The sequence below is a fragment of the Caballeronia sp. LZ035 genome, from assembly GCF_031451175.1.
Taxonomy (GTDB): domain Bacteria; phylum Pseudomonadota; class Gammaproteobacteria; order Burkholderiales; family Burkholderiaceae; genus Caballeronia.
The window spans coordinates 329,436-348,404 of sequence record NZ_JARUXS010000003.1; the positions used below are offsets into that span (position 1 = coordinate 329,436).

Genomic DNA, 18,969 nt, shown 5'->3' on the forward strand with positions numbered 1-18,969 from the left:
GAATAGAAGGCTATCAGATGCTTAAGTCTGAATCGTCGCATTGTTATGCGCGTTAAGTCTGGGTGAAGATCCCCTGCATCATGCACGATGCGCGTCCTGTGCCGAGGTTATCCGAAACCGGATTCGAAGCACTCGACTGAGCGCGTTTCATTGCACGTGTAGGAGCATGGGTGGATCTGTATTTCGAAGACAGTGGATTGAGAAACCGCTCGGCGTCGTCATTCGCCCGGCAAGTGCAACGTACGGAGTGGCGTGTCGAGCACGCCGTGCCAGGTGGGACCGAAGCGCCCGATCATGTTTCGCGAGGCGGACAAGACGGCCTTCAGCAGATGTTCGAGCAGGTTCTGGTCCGGGCCGTATTGCAGGTTGCCGGGGGCGCATTCCATCATGCGTTTGCTGCCAAGCTTGCCTTCAACGATCTGGAAACGATCTGGTCAAGCGCCGCGCCATGGGATGAACAATTGCTCCAGTTGGCTGATATCCTGCCGCGCTATTCGCAGTGGCTTCCCGGGTCCATGCAGCCGCGCATCACCGCAATGGCCGATAACCTCAAAGATGCGATCGGCATCTGGCAGAGCGCGAAGGATATCGGCGAGATCTTGTGCCGCGTTGACGAGCGCGGCGGGTCGTGGATGGAGAAGCTCGAGAGCTCTCTACGCGCGCTGACGCGCTTCGAACGTCGGCTGCCGTCGCGGCTTCAGCCCGCACTGGCCAGGCTCAAGAGGATCATGCGCCATGCGGATGCGGTGCGCGAGTTGTACCAGCGACTGCGCTCCGAAGAAGCGGGTTCGGGACGTGGCTGGGTCAGGCGGCTCGCATACAGGCTTCCATCAACACTCTCACGCATGCTTCTGGAAGACGCGGATTCGCCGGCGCTGCTGCGCGAAGCCGCTCGGGCCTATACGGCATTTGAGGCAGCGCGTCGTGGCGCGTCGGTACAAGAGGTCATGGAAGCGCTGAACGATTGGGCCGGCGCTGAACGTGGCGAGACGAAGGACTTCCTCGATACCATCAGGCATCACATCGGTGCATACCTTCACGCGTATGAAACGATGAGCGCAATCATGAGCCGTCCCAGAAGTTTGGGCGCGCGTCTGGAAGAGTGCGCGGCCTATATCGGCAGTGAATGTTCGCCGGAGTTGAAGCATTTACTGCCCGAGCGCGCATCTCCCGCCATCGATCTATTGGTTGGTTTGACTCGGGGCTACGCCGCGGCGCGCGGCTTCTATGCATCGGCGATGACCATTGTCGAAGCAGACCGGCCCTCGCATGAAAAGCTCAATGGCTTGATTCAGGCAATCGATCGATTCAACTCCGCCGGTCCAAGGCTATTGCCTCAAAGCGCACAAGACCTGATTGTGCGGGTGTCGCAGGTGTTGCGCGTGACGGCGGCGGGTTTCGCGCTCGGCCAGGCGGCGAGCGCGCAGGAGACGCTTCCGCGTGTGCGCGCGGTCGTCGAGGAACTCAGGGCCACGCTGCCGCACTTGCTCGACGTGCTTCCCGACGGCGCCGGAGATTCGGCGGAGTCGGTCGTGCGTGCGCTGGACTTGTGGATACGACAGTTCGAAGCGCTCTCGTGCCTGCCCGCGCGCCCGGGGTTCGAAGATGTCATGCAGGCGTTTCTTCAGGATCAGGGCGCGTTGTCCTGGCTGCCCGGGTTCATGCAACCGCTGCTGCACGTGGCGCGACAGTTGAGCGGACTCATGCCGGCATGGAGAAGTTATCCCGAATCCAAATCTCTGGCTGACCAATTGAGCTGGACGCTGGAGACGCTCCAGAGCGAGCAGCTCACGGACGAGACCATTGGACTGCTTCCCGCCAGAGTCGCCGAAATTGTGCGTCCGGCTCGCATCGTGTTCCTTCGCTTGAAAGGCTTTCCGGCTTCGGCGCCTCCCGTTGAGCAAGCACAGTGGCTGATGAGGCAGTTATCGGAACCGGAGCTGGGTGAGCTTCTGGCGGCCGGCGGCCTGCCGGTGGCGGAGTGGCGAAGCGCGTTCATCAGCGACGAGAATGTGGGCGTCTGGTTCGACGCACTCATGGAACTGACGCAATGCAAGTCGTGGGCGGCCGCCGCGAACACCGTGTTCAATCTTGCGACGCTGAGTCATGTGCGCGCGACAGCGCTCTCGACCCTGGAGGCTGCGCTGGACCATGTTCCATTCGGCGCTCAGGCGAAACAAATCCTGCGCTGGGTGAGAGGCACTCAGATCGCGACGACGTGGCAGCAAACGGCGCGTAACTTCTTCAGCACCGTCAAGGAGGATGTCACGCAGGACCCGGCGGCGGCCTTCCGCTGTCTTCCCGGTGCGACGCCCGCTGACCTCGCGAGAACCATGACGCTGGTGCAGCGCCTGTCGATCTATACCGATCGCTGGGACTGGGCGGGTGTGCTGTGTGATCTTCGCGAGTCCTCGGAGTCGAAAGCGCTGTGCGATGCCTTGCTTGCCATGCGGATCGCGTGGTCATTCCGGGCGCTGGCCCGCGCGGACGCACACGAACGGACAGAGCGACTGGAGCAGCTCGAGGCCGACGTGCGCAAGTTGAACATGCTGGGTTGGAGCGGCATGAACACGCTCGTTCATCTGTTGCCGTTGTTGCCCGCTCTCTGGGAATTGCGCGGGCAGGTCAGGATGGAGGCTTCCGGCGCGCGCAACTGGCTCGATTGGGCCGCTGCGATGATGCGCGCGCTCGCGGAGAGCAACGCGCCCGCCGCTCAGCAACTGAGGACGAGAATCGAAGAGCAGACGCAGGCCTGGGTTGCCGGTGCGCTTCAGGACACCATCACGTCGGTATTGGGCAAGGCATGCGCCGCGACCCTGAGCGGTGGACCCGGCGAGGCCGTGCTGGAGCCTCTTGCGGCGCGCTTCGCGCGTGACGTCTCTCTCGCTGGCGTGAGAGACGACAGCGAAGGCATCTTCCGAGTGAACGGGCGCTGCTACGTTCAATCCGACGGACGCGCGTTCCTGGTGAAGTGGGATTCGGAAGAGCGCGCGTTCTGCCTGCTTGCGAACGAGCGCGCAGTGGAGGGTCATGGACGGCGGCCGCTCGTGCGGATGATGGATCGATGGTGGACCCGGCCTCGTGCCCGAGGGGGCCTGGGCGGCGGCCTCATTCCGACTCCGCAGCCAACAGGAACGGATGTTGTCACGCCGCAACCGGCTACGAACTCCGGAAACATCCTCGAGGCACGCGGGATCGAATACTGGAACGACCAGAACCAGGTCCGGCTGCATGACTTCGTCCTGGCGTCGGATGAACAGGACGTGTCCGCGCGCTGGATATCCATCGTGGTGGGCGTGGCGGGTGGCCTGGGCCTGTTGGGTGTGATCGGCTACTTCTGTTATATGGCGGCTGGCCGAAAGCGATCCACGGTGCCGGCCGATCATGACAAGGAGGGCAGGCAAGCATTGGCCAAAGCGAGTGTGCCGCTTCAGGATCCGACGGAAAAACGTTCAAGCGAGTTGTCGCGCGAAGCGGCCGAATTGCTCAACAAGCCGGCGCCAACGCAAGACGTCCCCGGCTGCGATGAAAGGGGTTCTACCGACGGACAACTTCTGCCATGGCGCCCCACGAGAACCGAGCTGATCGTGGGCGGGCTGATAGGAAAGCTGTCGCTGGCTGGTGTGATATGGGCCTCGCGTGAGGCGTGGCTCAGATATAACCGGTCCGTTGGCGTTTTGAACGATGGGGTTCTGAGTGTCGCCTATGACGCTGCTGCGCGCCAGTCCGACATCGTCATCGACGTGCCGTTCGATACCAGCGTCTTCCAGTCGGGTCATGACGTTTCCAGGCGGCAGATAGGCCCTCCCGCATCAACCGTTCAGAATGATTCGGTCGAATTCTGGCCTTTGCCCCGCTACGCGGAGGTCAGTGATCAACTGACGGTGTTGGCGCTGGAGCGGTTCGATCAGTCGGCCAGCTACAAGCCGAAGGAGGGTGACTTCGTGTACACGGTGGTCAAAGGCATCTACTGGAACGCAGAGCGGAGCCTTTCATACATCTGCATTGCGGGTCGCTTCTGGAGCATTGCCGTATTTTCGACCGAGTTAGCCCAATCACGTGGCTTACCTGTCGGTGAGCCCGTCTGTAAAGTTACCTCTTCAAATGCCGGCGACCGAGCAATATGGATCAGGAAAGAGGGTTTGAATTGGAGACCTTACAAGAATTTCAGCACGCCATTGCCCGCTAGCAACGCTGCAGCGAAGAATTATCTGGATCCTTCGGTTGCGAGAGCAGTCAAGCGATGGTCCGTCGAAGAGGTATTTCACTATTCAGATGAGGTTCCCGGCGTTGAAGGGCGGCTGTACACCCACTGGGGCGGCACCTACTACATCGTGATAGACGGCAAATACCGTTCCGCCACGCTGTTCCATCCCAATCTGCTGTGCATCATGGGCAGCCTCGGAAGCGCTTCGGGCGCTTCCATTGAACGGCTGTATCTCATACGGAATCCGCTCAGCAAGATCTGGACGATCGCAACGGTCGTCAGGCCCTTGCCAATGCCGAAAAAGTTCTCCGACGATCTCATAGCACGGGCAAACGCTTTTCTGATCGGCAAGCCTTCGGTGCCGAATCTGGAAAAGGATGAAGTACCGGACGTGTATCACAGCAAGGACAATCCGTATCGGAGGTATGTGTTGCTTGACGGTCTCTACTACGAGTGCAATAACATCGATAGGGACCCGACCAGAAGCCATGAGGCCGGTTATCGCGAGATGTGGGAGATTGGTAACGTCAACCCAGCGCCGTACCGAGAGCCGATCAAGGCGGATGTGGATGCTAAAAGGAACTGGAGATCCTTGATCCAGAACAGGAAGAATCAAATGTGGGTGGAAGACTTCGACTACGCGTCCATCGCGCTTGAAGATCGTGTGACGGCCAACGTCCAGCCTGCGTTTATCAACTATCCCGCAGCGGTGGAACCTCTTCTTCCAGCGAAATTCGAGACGTTCGATACCACCCCGTTCCTGCGGATCAGAGGCAAGCTCTATCGCTGCGAGACCGTGACGATTCCAGCGAGCGAATTCGCGGACGGGGTGTTTCATGAAACGGTCCGGTTTGGTGATATCCACGCGGCTTTCTTGCTTCCTTCATGGGTGCTGCTGCAGAAAAATGCACAAGGAAAATGGGCGGTGGAAGAAAGCAGCGCAGCGGCAGCCGGGGCGACCCATGGTGGTTCATTCTCGGTCAGCGCCGATGTGCTCCGCATCACGGAGCAGTTCGATCCCGCCTATGCATTTGCGGACGAGAACACAGGCGTGGGTGAGAACGGACATGTGTACCGCCGCGCCGATCAACTGTATTTGTGCATTGGCGGAAAGTATTGGCCGTTTTCCCTTCTGGCGCCTCACATGGGCATCGTGTTCGGGAATGCGGCACGAACCCGGATGGTCACCCTGGTCAATTCCGGCGGAGCGTGGACGGCCGATTCCGTCGCCCCGCTGTTCGCAGCATTGAGCGAACTGCTCGAGACGAGATCATTTCATGGCTTGCGGGATTCCTTGGGTACGCTGTTGGGAAAGAGCGGTTTTTCGATCTGGTCCCAGGTGCTCGATGCGCTTGATTACGCGGCGGACTATGAGATCTACTCAAGCTATCTGGAACCGGGAAACGAGAGCTTCAGAAAGGCGTTGAAACTGAAATTCCAGACGGCATACTTGAAGAGCATCACGGAACAGAACAACGTCGGATTAAAGCCATCGAAACCCGCGGCCAGGGTCGACCCGGATCGCGTTTGGGACGCGAAGAAAATAAGCCAATACTGGACCCTCATCGCGCAAGAGCGGGAGGCATTCGACGACATCGATTTTCGTGAGGCGTATTTCGTGCGCGGTTCGTCGACCGAAAAACAGGCAGAGCTCAAGAAAGCGCGAGAAGAATATAATGCGGCGGCGCTTGGAGAGGAGGCTGCCGAAAAGAAAAGAAATGATCTGCTGTTCGCAATGCCATCTGATGGTGTAGGCGAAATTTTTGAAAGGCAAAAAAAAGAACTCGCCTACTGGGAGGGTGAAATCACCCGGCTCCAGGCGCAGTGCGAAGCTTTCGACCTCACCATCGAGGATCTCGAGCAATGGCTGAGCGGATTCAAGGACAATGTCTTCGCAGCCGGTGTCGTGATGGGGGAGGCGCGCGAGAATGCCGAACTGAAAGCGCTGGCGGGTACGGGCGCGAGTTCCAGTCATTTCCTATACGGGTTGATGTACAGCGGCCTGGTGGCCGACCTGTCATGGGAAATCATCACTCAGAGCAGCGCTAATCCAAAGGCGCCGCAATTGGCGGTTCTGGAAGGTGCGCGTCTTTTCATCGAAACACAGTGGAGTATTCATCACAAGTTCTCGGAGCTGACCGCGGGGTTGGCCAGGCTGCCCAAGCAAAAATATTGGTTCACAGTGAAGGGGGATTATCGAGATATCCTGTCCGCTCAAGATTCAGTCAAGGTTTTGGCTGCCGAGCTCCTTCCCGTCAAGGATGGCGTGGAGCAGGTTGCCAGCGGCCAGGTTCTAGCGGCTTTGGTCTATCACCTCGTCATATCGGACAAGCGCGCATCTTCAGTCGGTGCGGGCGAGATGGACGAGATTCTTCAGCAGTTCGAGCAAGCGAAGCGGAATCTCAATCCGTGGCAAGCCATTGGCGCGCCGCCCAGGAACTTCTTCTCCATGTCGCAATTCAAGCCGAGTTCGCTGGCCGAGAGCGATAAGGCATATTACGACCAGTTCGTAGACTATGAACACCTGGGTTTCATGAACTACGAAGCCGCGTGGATCACCTTGGCGAAGCTCATTCAGGGCAAACTGACCGTCAATGAGCTATACGATGTGAAGCAGGTCTATCTGATAGATGACAGAGACAATAAATGTCGTGAATCCTACATCAAGCTGAGCAGTTCGGAATGGCTTTTGGTCAGGATATATGTACCGCTCGGTTCGAGCGGCGAAGTCGATGTCTGCGAAAAGATTCCGGAAGCGCAACTAGGGACAAGAAGCCTTAGCTGGTCCTACGTTCACAAGTTAGAAGATGGACATTTTTTTTATGCAAACAGGTTGCATGATAATTTTAATTGGCAGTTCGGAAATGTGCATTTCAATGGAATCTTAATCGGCCATATGAAAGAGAGAGCGACAGTTTTCTCAGAGTTGTTCCCGCTGGTTCACGACTCGCTCTCTGATACGGTCGCGGGATTGAAGACAACCCTGTACTCCGATTCCTTCGCGAAGTCGTTGCTATCCAACCTGCCGTTTTATGAAGAACTCTACATGTGGTTTGTGGATAGCAACTACAAGCCGTCGGCCTGGAAGATCGGCATGGACGTGGGGATCACTATTTTGATGCTCATACCTGGGTTCGGCGAGTTGTACGAAGCGGGAGCCGCTGTGGCCACGCGAATTCTGGCGCAGGGCGTTCGAAACGGTTTGACCGGAGCGGGGCTTCTCAGATATGCGGTGTTCGAAGCAGGCGCCGCAGCAACAGACGGCGTCGCATATACGGCAAAGGCACTCGCCATGATGGTCTTCGACGTTCACAGTCCGGTCTCCTGGCGTATGTTGCACCCTGGGCCCGGTTTCAAGGCGGCCAATTTCGGCCGGGCGATGGTTTCGAAAGATCGGGATCCGTTCTTCGGCGCGCGGGTCTACATGCCCGCGGATACGATCGATATCGCCTTCAAGAAGATATCCGACGAATTCAAGCTCCTGGAGGGTCAAATTCCCGAAGGTAGCCTCATACCGGTTCATGCCGTGTACAACGGCTCTCAAGAGATGTCCGCCGCGGAGGCCTCAACAAGCGCCGAGGCAAGCACGGCCGCGAAACTTTGGAAGATCGTCGGCAATGACCGCTTCAGGAATTACTATCTGCTTGAACAGAAAGGCAACCGGTATTTGCTGACATTCGACGGCGCGCGCAATCAGTACCGTCTGATGATGCCTGGCGCCCCGACGGAACCGGGCGACTACGTCTATCACACGAGTCGTGGATGGAGACAGTCTCCGCCCAAGGCGCTCAAGGGTTTTCCGTCCGACAACAAGCTGATTTTGAATAGCGGCGGCAAACTGAGCGAGGCGCGCGGCATCGAGATGCGCGCCGTGATCCGCGCAGGCCGCAATGATGGCGGCAAGGTGCTCAAGGACGGGCTGAATGCATTGCAGACGAACACGCCAGAGGTCGACAAGCTACTTGATATCTTCATTGGCGGGCACTCACCTGCGATGAAGGAGGTCCTCGCGACGAAAGCCAACGCGTCGGTCATCGCGCTTGAACAGTTGAGGCCGTCTATCGACGTCGCCTACGACCTCAAGCATGAGAAGGTCGAGAACGCGATCATGGGAACGGTCTCCGGACCCAGAGGGGCGCCTCCACGAGACATCAAGATGACGGCCGGGCCTTCGTCAGTGAGACTCACGCAGGCGCAGCACTTCGGTGGCGATTCCACGATCCTCATGACGGCATACTCCAGCGGCATGAATACCTTCGAGAACTACCTGGCGGGTAACTTCTCGGATGGCATGGCGCTGACCATGGTTCATGAGAGTTTCCACGTGCACAGCGGTTGCCCATTCGACTGGTATGCGAAACTGGAGCACGGCGGGATGAATGTCAATAACCTGATTGCTTATGCAGGCGCCCATCTGAAGGAGGTTGGAGCGGATGGGCAGTTGAGGGACATCAGCATCAATACCTTGTTGTCGGACAGCCGGTACGACAGCCGCGTCAAATTCACGCTTGCATACGCACGCAATCCGGCGAACGCCAAAGGCTCGATTTATCGCTTCAAGACGCCTCAGGAAGTGGAAGCGGCGTTTCAGAACAAGGGCTTGGTTCGGGAAGTTCTCGAGAACACGTTGACGGAACTGTCGCCGAAGATGACCAAGAATCCGGATAGCTTTGCATTTTTGATATCTGCGCTGCAAAAACTGCGTTCGGATCCGGTCAGGATGCGTGCATTCATTGCAAAGTACGAGAGCTTGTTCAACACGGTCGAGGCGGTATTCGAGCCTTTGAACTGGCCTTTCGTCTAGCGTCTCTGGTCAGCGCGCGCGCAGTGTATAGCGCGTGCGCTGGCGGTAGGATTCGCCGGGCCGGAGCACGGCGTTGCTTCCGGCCAGTCCGTCCATATTGATTCCATTGGGAAAACCGCCGGCTTCGAGGCACAATCCCGCGTGCTTGCGGTATCGCGCTCCGCCGCGTGCCGTTTCTCCTTCAAGGTGATTGCCCGTATAGAACTGCAATCCGGGCGCGTCCGTCGCGACCTGCAACTCGCGGCCGCTCGATGGGTCGTACACCATGGCTACAGTGCGGAGTTCCTGCGTGTTGCCGTCGTGCAGCACATAACAATGATCGAAACCTCCTGCAAGCTTCAGTTGCTCGTTTGACTCGTCGAGACGTGCGCGAATCGATTGCGGCTGGCGCAGATCGAATGCCGTCCCGCTGACGTCTTGGCGTGCCACGGGTATCGAGCCTGCGTCGATCGCGAAGATCGCATCCGAAGCAATCGTGATTTCGTGATCGCGAATGTCCGCCGCCGGCGCAATGCTGCCGCTCAAATTGAAGTAGGCGTGGTTCGTCAGGTTGACTGCGGTGGGCGCATCGGTGTGCGCTTCGTAGTCGATGGACAGCGTGCCGTGCGCATCGAGCGCATAGCGCACGCTCACCTCGAGATTGCCCGGAAAACCCGCTGCCCCGGCTTCCGAACGCAAGCTCAGAATCAGCGTGGCGCCGTCGATGCGCGCCTGCCACATCTGCCGATGAAATCCGGCCGAGCCGCCATGCAGATGATTCGCGCCCTCGTTGCACTCGACCTGATAGTCAATACCGTCGATAACAAACTGCCCGTCGCGAATACGATTCGCCCAGCGCCCGATGATCGCGCCCATGAAAGCCGTGCTGTTCAGATAGTCGTCGGGCGCATCGTGGCCGAGCAGCACGTCGGCGAACCGGCCGTCGCGGTCGGGCGCGCGCCACGAGAGCAGGGTCGCGCCGAGATCGCTGATGTCGATCTGCATGCCGCTTTCATTGTGCAGCGTAAAGAGCTGCACATTGCCCCAGCGGTGCACCGTGATGGAAGTCGAGTGTGTCATAGGTCGGATATTCAGGGACGCGCCGCGACTTCGTCGAGATGCAGCAGCAGATCAGCGGGATCTTCATAAACACGCAAAGCGCCCGAGCGCTCCAGTTCGTCGCTGCCATATCCGCCCGACAGCAAGCCCACGCCCAGCGAGCGGCAGCGGCGCGCGGCGAGCATGTCCCAGATGCTGTCGCCGACCACGACCGTATTCTCGATCGGCACATTCAGGCGCGCGGCGGCGGCGAGAAACAGATCGGGGTCCGGTTTCGCGTACTTCACCTGGTCGCGCGTGACGACCACCTGCTTCGAAGGATCCACGCCCAGCGCTTCGAGGTTGAGCTGGGCGGTTTCCATGCGCCCACTGGTAGCGATGGCCCAGCGCGTGCCGGCCTGCGTCAGCGCATCGAGCAGTTCGCGCGCGCCCGGCAGCGGGCAGACCTGCGCGCGCAGCCGCTGGTAAGCCGCTGCATGCAGCTGACGCAGCCGCTCGACGCGATCCGGACTGATCTGGCCATGCGTCTCGCGCAACAGCTGGTTCGTGAACAGCCCGCCGCTCATGCCGATCTTGCGATGAATGCGCCACACCGACAACTCGATGCCTTCCGCATCGAGCGCTTCCTTCCACGCCAGCACATGCTGATAGACGCTGTCGACCAGTGTGCCGTCCAGATCGAAGAGGAATGAGGTTTCGATACGCATGGTCTGCTCCTTTGGAATGATCCCGCTCTCGTCATCATACGCATTGTTGCAAGCGAGGCCCGGTAGCCGGCTCGTCGTGAATGCCATAATGGATGTTTGCGCCGCAAGGCCGCTCACGCGCGGATTCTTCGCGTGAAATACCGGAATTTTGCATCGATAACGCATGACGGAGCCCATCTTGACCCGCATCGACAACCCCTCCCGCGATCAGGAGGCAGGCGTGGCCGACTCCACGCAAGACACGACCCGCATCGACGACACGCGCATCGGCGCGGTGCGTCCGCTGATTTCCCCCGCGTTGCTGCTCGACGAACTGCCCGTGACGCCGGGCGTGCAGACGCTGGTGGAAGCGTCTCGCGCGGCCATCGCCCGCATTCTGCATGGCCAGGACGACCGGCTCGTGGTGGTCGTCGGACCGTGTTCCATTCACGATCACGATCAGGCCATGGAATACGCGCAGCGCCTGAAGACGGTCGCGGAAAAGCTGCGCGACGATCTGCTCATCGTGATGCGGGTGTACTTCGAGAAGCCGCGCACTACGGTGGGCTGGAAAGGCTATATCAACGATCCGCGCCTCGACGGCAGCTTCCGCATCAACGAAGGCCTGCGCCGCGCGCGTGAGCTTCTGCTCGACATCAGCGAGCTCGGCTTGCCGACCGCCACCGAGTTCCTCGACCTGCTGAGTCCGCAGTACATCGCGGATCTGATCGCGTGGGGCGCCATCGGCGCACGCACGACCGAGTCGCAGAGTCATCGTCAACTGGCGTCCGGCCTGAGCTGTCCCATCGGCTTCAAGAACGGCACCGACGGCGGCGTGCAGGTGGCGGCGGACGCCATCGTCGCGGCGCGCGCCAGTCACGCGTTCATGGGCATGACCAAGATGGGCATGGCCGCGATCTTCGAAACGCGCGGCAACGACGATTGCCACGTGATCCTGCGCGGCGGCAAGAACGGACCGAACTACGACGCACAAGGCGTCGGCGAGGCGTGCGCGTCGCTGGCGAAGCTGGGTCAGCGCGAGCAGGTCATGATCGATTGCTCGCACGCCAACTCGAACAAGTCGCATCTGCGCCAGGTGGACGTTGCGCAGGACATCGCGCGGCAACTCGAAGCCGGCGAGCGCCGCATCACCGGCGTGATGATCGAGAGCCATCTGGAAGAAGGCCGTCAGGACCTGAAGCCGGGCGTGCCGCTCAAGCATGGCGTGTCGATCACCGATGCCTGCCTCGGCTGGACGCAAAGCGAGCCGGTGCTCGACCTGCTCGCGGAGGCGGTGCGCAAGCGGCGCGTACGAAGCACTTGACGCTGCACGCGTGATATTCCGCTAGCACCCGAAGGAAGGCGGAAGGCGGCACGATGGCCTTGCATCGCAATGGCCGGACGACGCAGGGTGAAGGGAACCGCCTGCGGCTTGCGCCGCCAGGCTGGGCGACGCAAACGTGATCACCCGCCTTCATCCGGAGCACTCCCCATGCTCGTTTCCAGCGCCCCATCGAGCCGCGCCGCCGTCACGGCAGACGACGATGATTCGCTGAACCCCGTATCGGCGGATCGTGCGCAACCGTCTGAAGGCGCTTTGCCGGCAGCTTCCAGCGAGGCTGAACTTCCGCGTTCGGAAAGGTCGACCCAGTCGCAGCTCGTGCCCGCCGAATCTGCCCCGACGCGCGTCAAACGGGAAGACTCCGACGAGCCGTCCGCCGCCGCCGATGCCTATGCGGATCATGTCGTGCAGCTCGGTCAGGCACAACCGCTGAGCGCGGCGGAACTGAACGAAGCGCGCTGGAGCGCCGTGCGTTCCGTGCAGGCCAGTCACAGCATGCTGGCCGATTCGCAGACCGCCGATGCCGTCGGCAATACGATCCTGGATGCGCTGAACCGGTCGCCGACCTTCCGGCACATGGTGAGCTATGGCGAGCGTCATGGAGGCGAGCGGCTAGGCGACCTCAGCTACCACAACGAGTACGACTACCGGTCCGGATTCTACGGCGAAGAACGCGATATCGCGGCAATGACGGCTGACTACCTGCGAGCCCAATCCGCCAGCGACATGCCGCTGCAAGTCGACGTCAGCGCCCATTCGAGGGACACCTACCAGCCGCCGTGGGTCAATGTCGGCGTGGTGCCGGATGCGGGTACTGCCTACATGGATGCCTGGCGCGTAGGGCTGATTCATGAACTCGTGCATCAGCTGACCGACTCGGAAGATCCTTCCATTGATTCGTCGGAAGACCGCATGGGTCCGACCGAGACGCTCGCCTACCGCGTGGCGGACGAGATGGGCTGGCGGCTTCCGCGGTTCGAGAGCTATGGTTCGGAGGATCGGACGCGTTACTACATGGAGCTTGAACGCGCTGCGCTGATCGACGCGGCGGAGCGCAATGCGCGTCACGCCCGGGCGTTCTTCGGACGTCTTGCCATACTGAGCGGACACGACCATGCCAGTCCCGACTTCCATGAACTCGAAGAGCCAGCGGCAGGGGCAGCGGCGTCCGATCACACCTATTTCCAGCCGGCGCCCGCGGACGGTGCCGCCGCCAGCTCGAGCTCCGCAGGGAGGATTCCGGATGCAGCGGCGCCGCACAACGTGACGCAGCCGTTGCCGGAGCAGCCGCCGAATCAGGATATGTCCCGTGTGCAGTTCCAGCATGGCGAGCCGTTTCTTTTCCGCTTCGCCGAGAGCACGCCGCTGGGGCCGCCGGCGGGTTACACCAGCGCATGGACGGCATCGGGCGCCAGCTGGGACACGCAGGGCCGGTTCTTCCACTATGGCAAGCCGGTGGACGGCAATCCGCACGTGCGTCAATTCGACTTCGACGACGGCAGCAAGGTCGTCATCCATGCGCACGCGCCTGAACTGGCCAACAGCGACGCCACGAACTTCGAGAAGGGCGCGATAGGCGTCGGTGCGACCCTCGTGGGCGCCGTGGCCGGCAGCATGGCGGGCGGCCCGGCGGGGGCGTTGCTGGGCGGGTCGATCGGTGCGGTCGTGGGCGCCGCGGGGGCGGCCATGCTGCCGTATGACCGCATCTGGCAGCCTTACTCGCTCGATTACTACACCAAAGGCGCGGCCAGCCCTTTCTACAGCCAGTCCATGTACGCCTGGGACAAGGATCCGGAGCGCGTGAACTTGCTGGCGCAGCAGGCCAACGCGAACCTCTGGCCCGACTATTCAGACAGCGATCCCGACGATCACTGGAACTTCTGGCCATGGCGCTCGGGCGACACGCCGCTGCGCACCTGAAGCTTCTATCTCACCGCCGCCGCATTGAGCGCATTGAGCAAGGCCAGCGGATCGAACGGCTTGCGCAGCTGGAGGGCGCCGGGCAACGCGCGCCGTTCCGTGTCGCTGAGCGCGAGGTCGAAGCCCGTCACGAACACCACGCCAAGCGCCGGCGTCTCGCGCGCCGCGGCGATGGCAAGCGCCACGCCCGATTCGCCCGCGAGATCGACATCTGTCAGCAGCACGTCGAAGCGCTGCGCGCGCAGCAGCGTCATCGCTTCGTCGACGTTGCCGGCTTCCGTCAGATCGAGACCGAGCGTGCGCAGCAACTCCGCGCTGCTTGCGCGCACCAGTTCGTTGTCTTCGACGTACAGCACGCGCAGGTGCGCGAGCGCGTCGACCGTCGTCGGTGCCTCCGGCACGGCGTGGCCGGCTGCATCGGCGGGCGCCGCCTCTTCCGGCCGCTGCCCGAGCACATGGCGGACCTTGCGTGCCAGCGCCTCGTGCGTGTAGGGCTTGCTCAACAGATCGATGCCTTCGTCGAGCCGTCCGGCGTGCACGATTGCATTGTCCGTATAGCCCGACGTGAACAGCACCACGATGCCCGGCACGCGTTCACGCGCCTTGCGGGCGAGCTCGGTGCTGCGCAGCGGGCCGGGCATCACGACATCGGTGAACAGCAAGTCCACCGGCACGCCGCTCTCGACAATCGCCAGCGCACTCTGCGCATCCTTCGCGCGCAGCACGCGATAGCCGAGATCCGCCAGCAACTCGACGACCGTCGCGCGCACTTCCTCGTCATCCTCGACGACCAGAATCGTCTCGCTGCCGCCCTTCGCCGGGCCCGCGTCGATGGCGATTTCGAGATCCTCTTCCTCGCGCGCGCGCGGCAGATAGAGGCGCACCGTCGTGCCGTGTCCTTGCTCGCTGTACACCTTCACGTGGCCGCCCGACTGCTTGACGAAGCCATACACCATCGACAGGCCGAGGCCCGTGCCCTGGCCTTCGCGCTTGGTCGTGAAGAACGGCTCGAACGCGCGCTCCTGCACTTCGGGCGACATGCCCGAACCCGTATCCGTCACGGCGACCATCACATACTGGCCCGGCGTGACATCGGCGTTGCGCAGCGCATAGGCTTCGTCGATCGACGCGTTGCCCGCCTCGATCGTCAGCCTGCCGTGGGCGTTCATGGCGTCGCGCGCGTTGATCGCGAGATTGAGCAGCGCATTCTCGACCTGGAACGGATCCACGAGCGTGTTCCACAAGCCGCCCGACACGATGGTCTCGATCTCGATGCCGTCGCCCAGCGCGCGGCGGAACATGTCGTCGAGGCCGCGCACGAAGCGGCCGAGGTTCACGACCTTCGGCGCGAGCGGCTGGCGGCGGCCGAAGGCGAGCAGCTGCGAAGCCAGGTTCGCGCCGCGCGCGACGCCCGCCAGCGCATTGCGCACGCGCTGTTCGGCCTTGTCGCGTCCCGCCACGTCCTTGGTCAGCAATTGCAGATTGCCGCCGATCACCTGCAGCAGATTATTGAAATCATGCGCGATGCCGCCCGTCAGCTTGCCGATGGCCTCCATCTTCTGCGCCATGCGCAGCGCTTCTTCGGCGTGGCGCAGCGCGTCGGCGTTGTCGCGGTCCGCGGTGACGTCGCGCCCCACGCCATGAATGCGCCGCGTGCGCGGGTCCAGCGCGACGTTCCAGGCAATCCAGCGCCAGCCGCCATCGGCACGCATCAGGCGGCAGTCGTAGCGCGCCGACAGGCCGGTCGAGCGCAGCCGGTCGAGCTGCACGGCGGCGGCGGGCGCATCGTCGGGATGCACGAGATCCATCACCGTGTGCGAATGCAGGCGCTGCGAGTCGAAGCCGAGCAGATGCGTCCACGACGGACTCACGCGCAACAACGCACCTTCGAAACTCGCGACATAGAACAGGTCTTCGCTCAGTTCCCAGAGGCGGTCGCGGTCGGCCACCGCATCGGCGACGCGGCGTTCGAGCGTTTCGTTGAGATCGCGCAGCGCATCCTGTGCCTTCGTGCGTTCGCTGATCTCGTCCTGCGCGGCCTGGAAGAGGCGCGCATTGTCGATGGCGATCGCCGCCTGCGACGCGATGCCCGCGAGGATCCGCTCCGCGCGTTCGTCGAACACGCCCACTTCCGGATGGCCGAAGAACAGGCCGCCGAGCACTTCGCCCGTGCGCGAGAGCACCGGCGCGGCCAGATAGCTGCATACGGCGAGATGGCCCTTCGGCATGCCGTGATGCGGCGCGTTGCGGCCGTAGCGCGGGTCTTTCGTGATGTCGTCCGAGCGCACGATGCCTTCGCCCCCGAAGGTCGGCCCGAAGACAGCGGTGTTGCGCGGCATCGGAAAGCGGTCGAAGGTGTCCTTCGGCACGCCCGACAGCGTGTAGAGCGTATAGCGCCCGCCCTGTTCGTCGATCACGTTGTAGAAGAACGAGCCGAACGCGGCGCCGGTCAGTTCCGTCGCGGCGTCGACGACGACCTGCACCGCGCGGCTCAGTTCGAGTTCGCCTGCCACCGTGTTGCCCACGCGGTTCAGGATCTCCAGCATGTGCGATTCGTCGCGCAGCTTCTGCTCGGTTTCATGGCGCAGCCGCGCCAGCCGCAGATTGCTCGCCACGCGCGCCCGCAGCTCGCGCGCGGAGAAAGGCTTGGTCAGGTAATCGTCGGCGCCGGCTTCGAGGCCGCTCACGCGCGCTTCCTCGCCGGCGCGCGCCGAGAGCAGCACCACCGGCGTCTCGCGCAGGCGTGCGTCCGCGCGCACGGCGCGCAGCAGGCCGAAGCCGTCGAGGCCGGCCATCATCACATCCGAGACGATGACTTCCGGCGGCGCCGCGCGGGCCATCGCGAGCGCCGCAGCGCCGTCCTGCGCGACGCTCACCTCGTGACCCGCGGCGCTCAGCATGCGGCGCATGTAGTCGCGCAGGTCCGCGTTGTCGTCGACGACCAGCACGCGGCCCGGCACCGCATCCTGTGGCGCGGGCTCGGCGGCGCCTTCCGCTCCGAGCGACGCGTCTTCCTCGCGCGGCACGGTATCCGCGGCCGTGTGCGCTTCGGCGTCCGGCATCCAGCGCAGCGCGGCATCCACGTAGGAGCGCGCGCGGGCGCTGGCTTCGGCGGGCGGGGCGAGGTGCGGGCTGGAGTCCGCCGGGTCCGCGTGGGTTGCGCCCAGCCGCACCGTGAAGCGTGCGCCGTCGCCGAGCGTGCTCGCGGCCTCGATGGTTCCGCCATGCAGCTTGACGAGCTCATGCACCATCGCGAGCCCGATGCCGCTGCCTTCCACCGAACGTCCTGTCGCGCCCGTGACGCGATGGAAGCGCTCGAACACGCGTCCGAGTTCGTGCTCCGGAATGCCGATGCCGGTGTCGGCTACCGTCATCTCGATGCCATGCTGCGCGTGGTTGCGCAGCGCGATGCGGATGACGCCGTCGAACGTGAACTTGAGCGCGTTCGACAGCAGGTTCATCACGATCTTTTCCCACATGTCGCGGTCGATGTTCGCGAGCAGCGGCGCCGCCGGCATCTCGATCTCGAGGCGCAGGCCGGCGGTTTCGATCGCCGAGCGGAACAGCGACGCCAGTTCCGCCGTGAAGCGGGCGAGGTCGGTGGGCTGCCGGTGAATCTCGATGCGCCCGGCCTCGATGCGGGAGAAGTCGAGCAGCGCGTTGACGAGCTTCAGCAGCCGCAGGCCGTTGCGGTACATGATCTCGACGAGCCGCCGATCCTCCACGCCGATGCGCGCCGGGCTCGCCAGCAGCTCTTCGAGCGGACCGAGCATCAGCGTGAGCGGCGTCCTGAACTCGTGGCTGATGTTGGAGAAGAAGGTGGTCTTGGCGCGGTCGATCTCCGCGAGCGCTTCGGCGCGGCGGCGTTCTTCGTCGTAGGCGTGCGCATAGCCGATCGCCGCGCCGATCTGCCCGCCCACCAGGTTCAGGAACGCGCGATAGCCTTCGTCGAACAGACGATAGGGATTCAGCGCGACGATCAGCACGCCCGCCCGGCCCGTCTCGCCCGAAGGCGCGATCGGCACGAGCACGGCGCGGTCGGGCGCGACGTGCCAATCACCCATCGGCAGCGCCGCGCCGAAGCGCTGCGGCAGGTCCGTGACCACGCACGGCTGGTTGTCGCGCAGCACGCCGGCCAGCGGCCAGGCTTCCGCACGGGCTGCCTGGTGATCCGCGTCGATGCCGCACGCGCCGACCCGTTCAGCCGTCTCGCTGCCCGGTTCGGCCGCGAACAGCAGCGCGAAGGGCATGTCGCGCGACGCGCCTTGCAGCGCGGCCACCGACAGGCTGCACGCGTCGCGCCAGGTGCGGGCGTCGGCGGCGGACGCGGCGAGCTGGCGCAGCACGTGGAGCTGGCGCTCGCCGAGCACGCGCTGGGTGTCGTCGCTGTTCGCGCAGATGATGCCGCCGGTGCCGCCGCGGTCGTCGGGAATCGGGCTGTAGGAGAAGGTGTAATACGTCTCCTCCGGGAAGCCGTTGCGCTCCATGATGAGCAGCTTCTGTTCGACGAAGGTGCCTTCGACGCCCGAGCGCGCCGTATCCAGCAGCGGGCCGATGTCGCTCCAGATCTCGCGCCATACCACCGAGGTCGGTTGACCGAGCGCGTGCGGATGCTTGCCGCCGATGATCGACTTGTAGGCGTCGTTGTAGAAGAACAGCAGGTCTGGTCCCCAGCCGACCCAGATGGGCTGGCGCGACGTCAGCATGATGCGGATGGCGGTCTTGAGGCTTTGCGGCCAGTGTGCGGGCGCGCCGAGGACGGTCTGCGTCCAGTCCGCCTGGCGGATGAGGGCACCCATTTCGCCGCCGCCCAGCAGGAAGCTCGGGTCGAGCCCGTCGCGCCTCGAATCCGCGATCAGAGTGTCAGCTTTCATCGACGGTTGGTCTCCTCGCCCTGTTTCGATGTGGCGACGTGAAAGAGTCAGTGCCGGCAGCGCGCGCGGACGGCCCGCGCCGTCGCGCGCGAGCACGT

General features: G+C 62.7%; 6 protein-coding genes. 3 read left to right on the forward strand and 3 right to left on the reverse strand.

Annotated elements, in window-relative coordinates:
• The first annotated feature begins 170 nt into the window (after nucleotides 1-170).
• A complete protein-coding gene (locus tag QCE88_RS24485) occupies nucleotides 171-9,011 on the forward strand; it encodes a hypothetical protein (protein WP_309907153.1) in 8,841 nt (2,946 codons plus the stop codon).
• A gap of 9 nt (nucleotides 9,012-9,020) precedes the next feature.
• On the opposite strand, the gene QCE88_RS24490 is transcribed toward QCE88_RS24485, so the two are convergent.
• Both QCE88_RS24490 and QCE88_RS24495 read right to left on the reverse strand, forming a co-directional pair.
• On the reverse strand, nucleotides 9,021-10,070 hold the full coding sequence (locus tag QCE88_RS24490; protein WP_309907156.1) for an aldose epimerase family protein: 1,050 nt from the start codon (nucleotides 10,068-10,070) through the stop codon (nucleotides 9,021-9,023).
• A gap of 11 nt (nucleotides 10,071-10,081) precedes the next feature.
• Nucleotides 10,082-10,756, reverse strand: a complete 675-nt coding sequence (locus QCE88_RS24495) for an HAD family hydrolase (RefSeq protein ID WP_309835944.1) — start codon at nucleotides 10,754-10,756, stop codon at nucleotides 10,082-10,084.
• A 178-nt stretch (nucleotides 10,757-10,934) separates the two neighbouring features.
• On the opposite strand from QCE88_RS24495, the gene QCE88_RS24500 reads away from it, so the two are divergent.
• Nucleotides 10,935-12,059 carry a 3-deoxy-7-phosphoheptulonate synthase gene (locus QCE88_RS24500; RefSeq protein WP_309907158.1) on the forward strand — a complete coding sequence of 375 codons (1,125 nt, stop codon included), beginning with the start codon at nucleotides 10,935-10,937 and terminating at the stop codon, nucleotides 12,057-12,059.
• A 168-nt stretch (nucleotides 12,060-12,227) separates the two neighbouring features.
• The gene (locus QCE88_RS24505) at nucleotides 12,228-13,997 is read left to right on the forward strand and encodes a M85 family metallopeptidase (RefSeq protein ID WP_309907161.1); all 1,770 of its coding nucleotides are present in this window, start codon (nucleotides 12,228-12,230) and stop codon (nucleotides 13,995-13,997) included.
• 5 nt (nucleotides 13,998-14,002) lie between these two features.
• Here QCE88_RS24505 and QCE88_RS24510 read toward each other — a convergent pair whose 3' ends face one another.
• Nucleotides 14,003-18,871, reverse strand: coding sequence for a response regulator (locus tag QCE88_RS24510; RefSeq protein WP_309907163.1), 4,869 nt, complete (start codon nucleotides 18,869-18,871; stop codon nucleotides 14,003-14,005).
• Nucleotides 18,872-18,969: the final 98 nt, after the last annotated feature.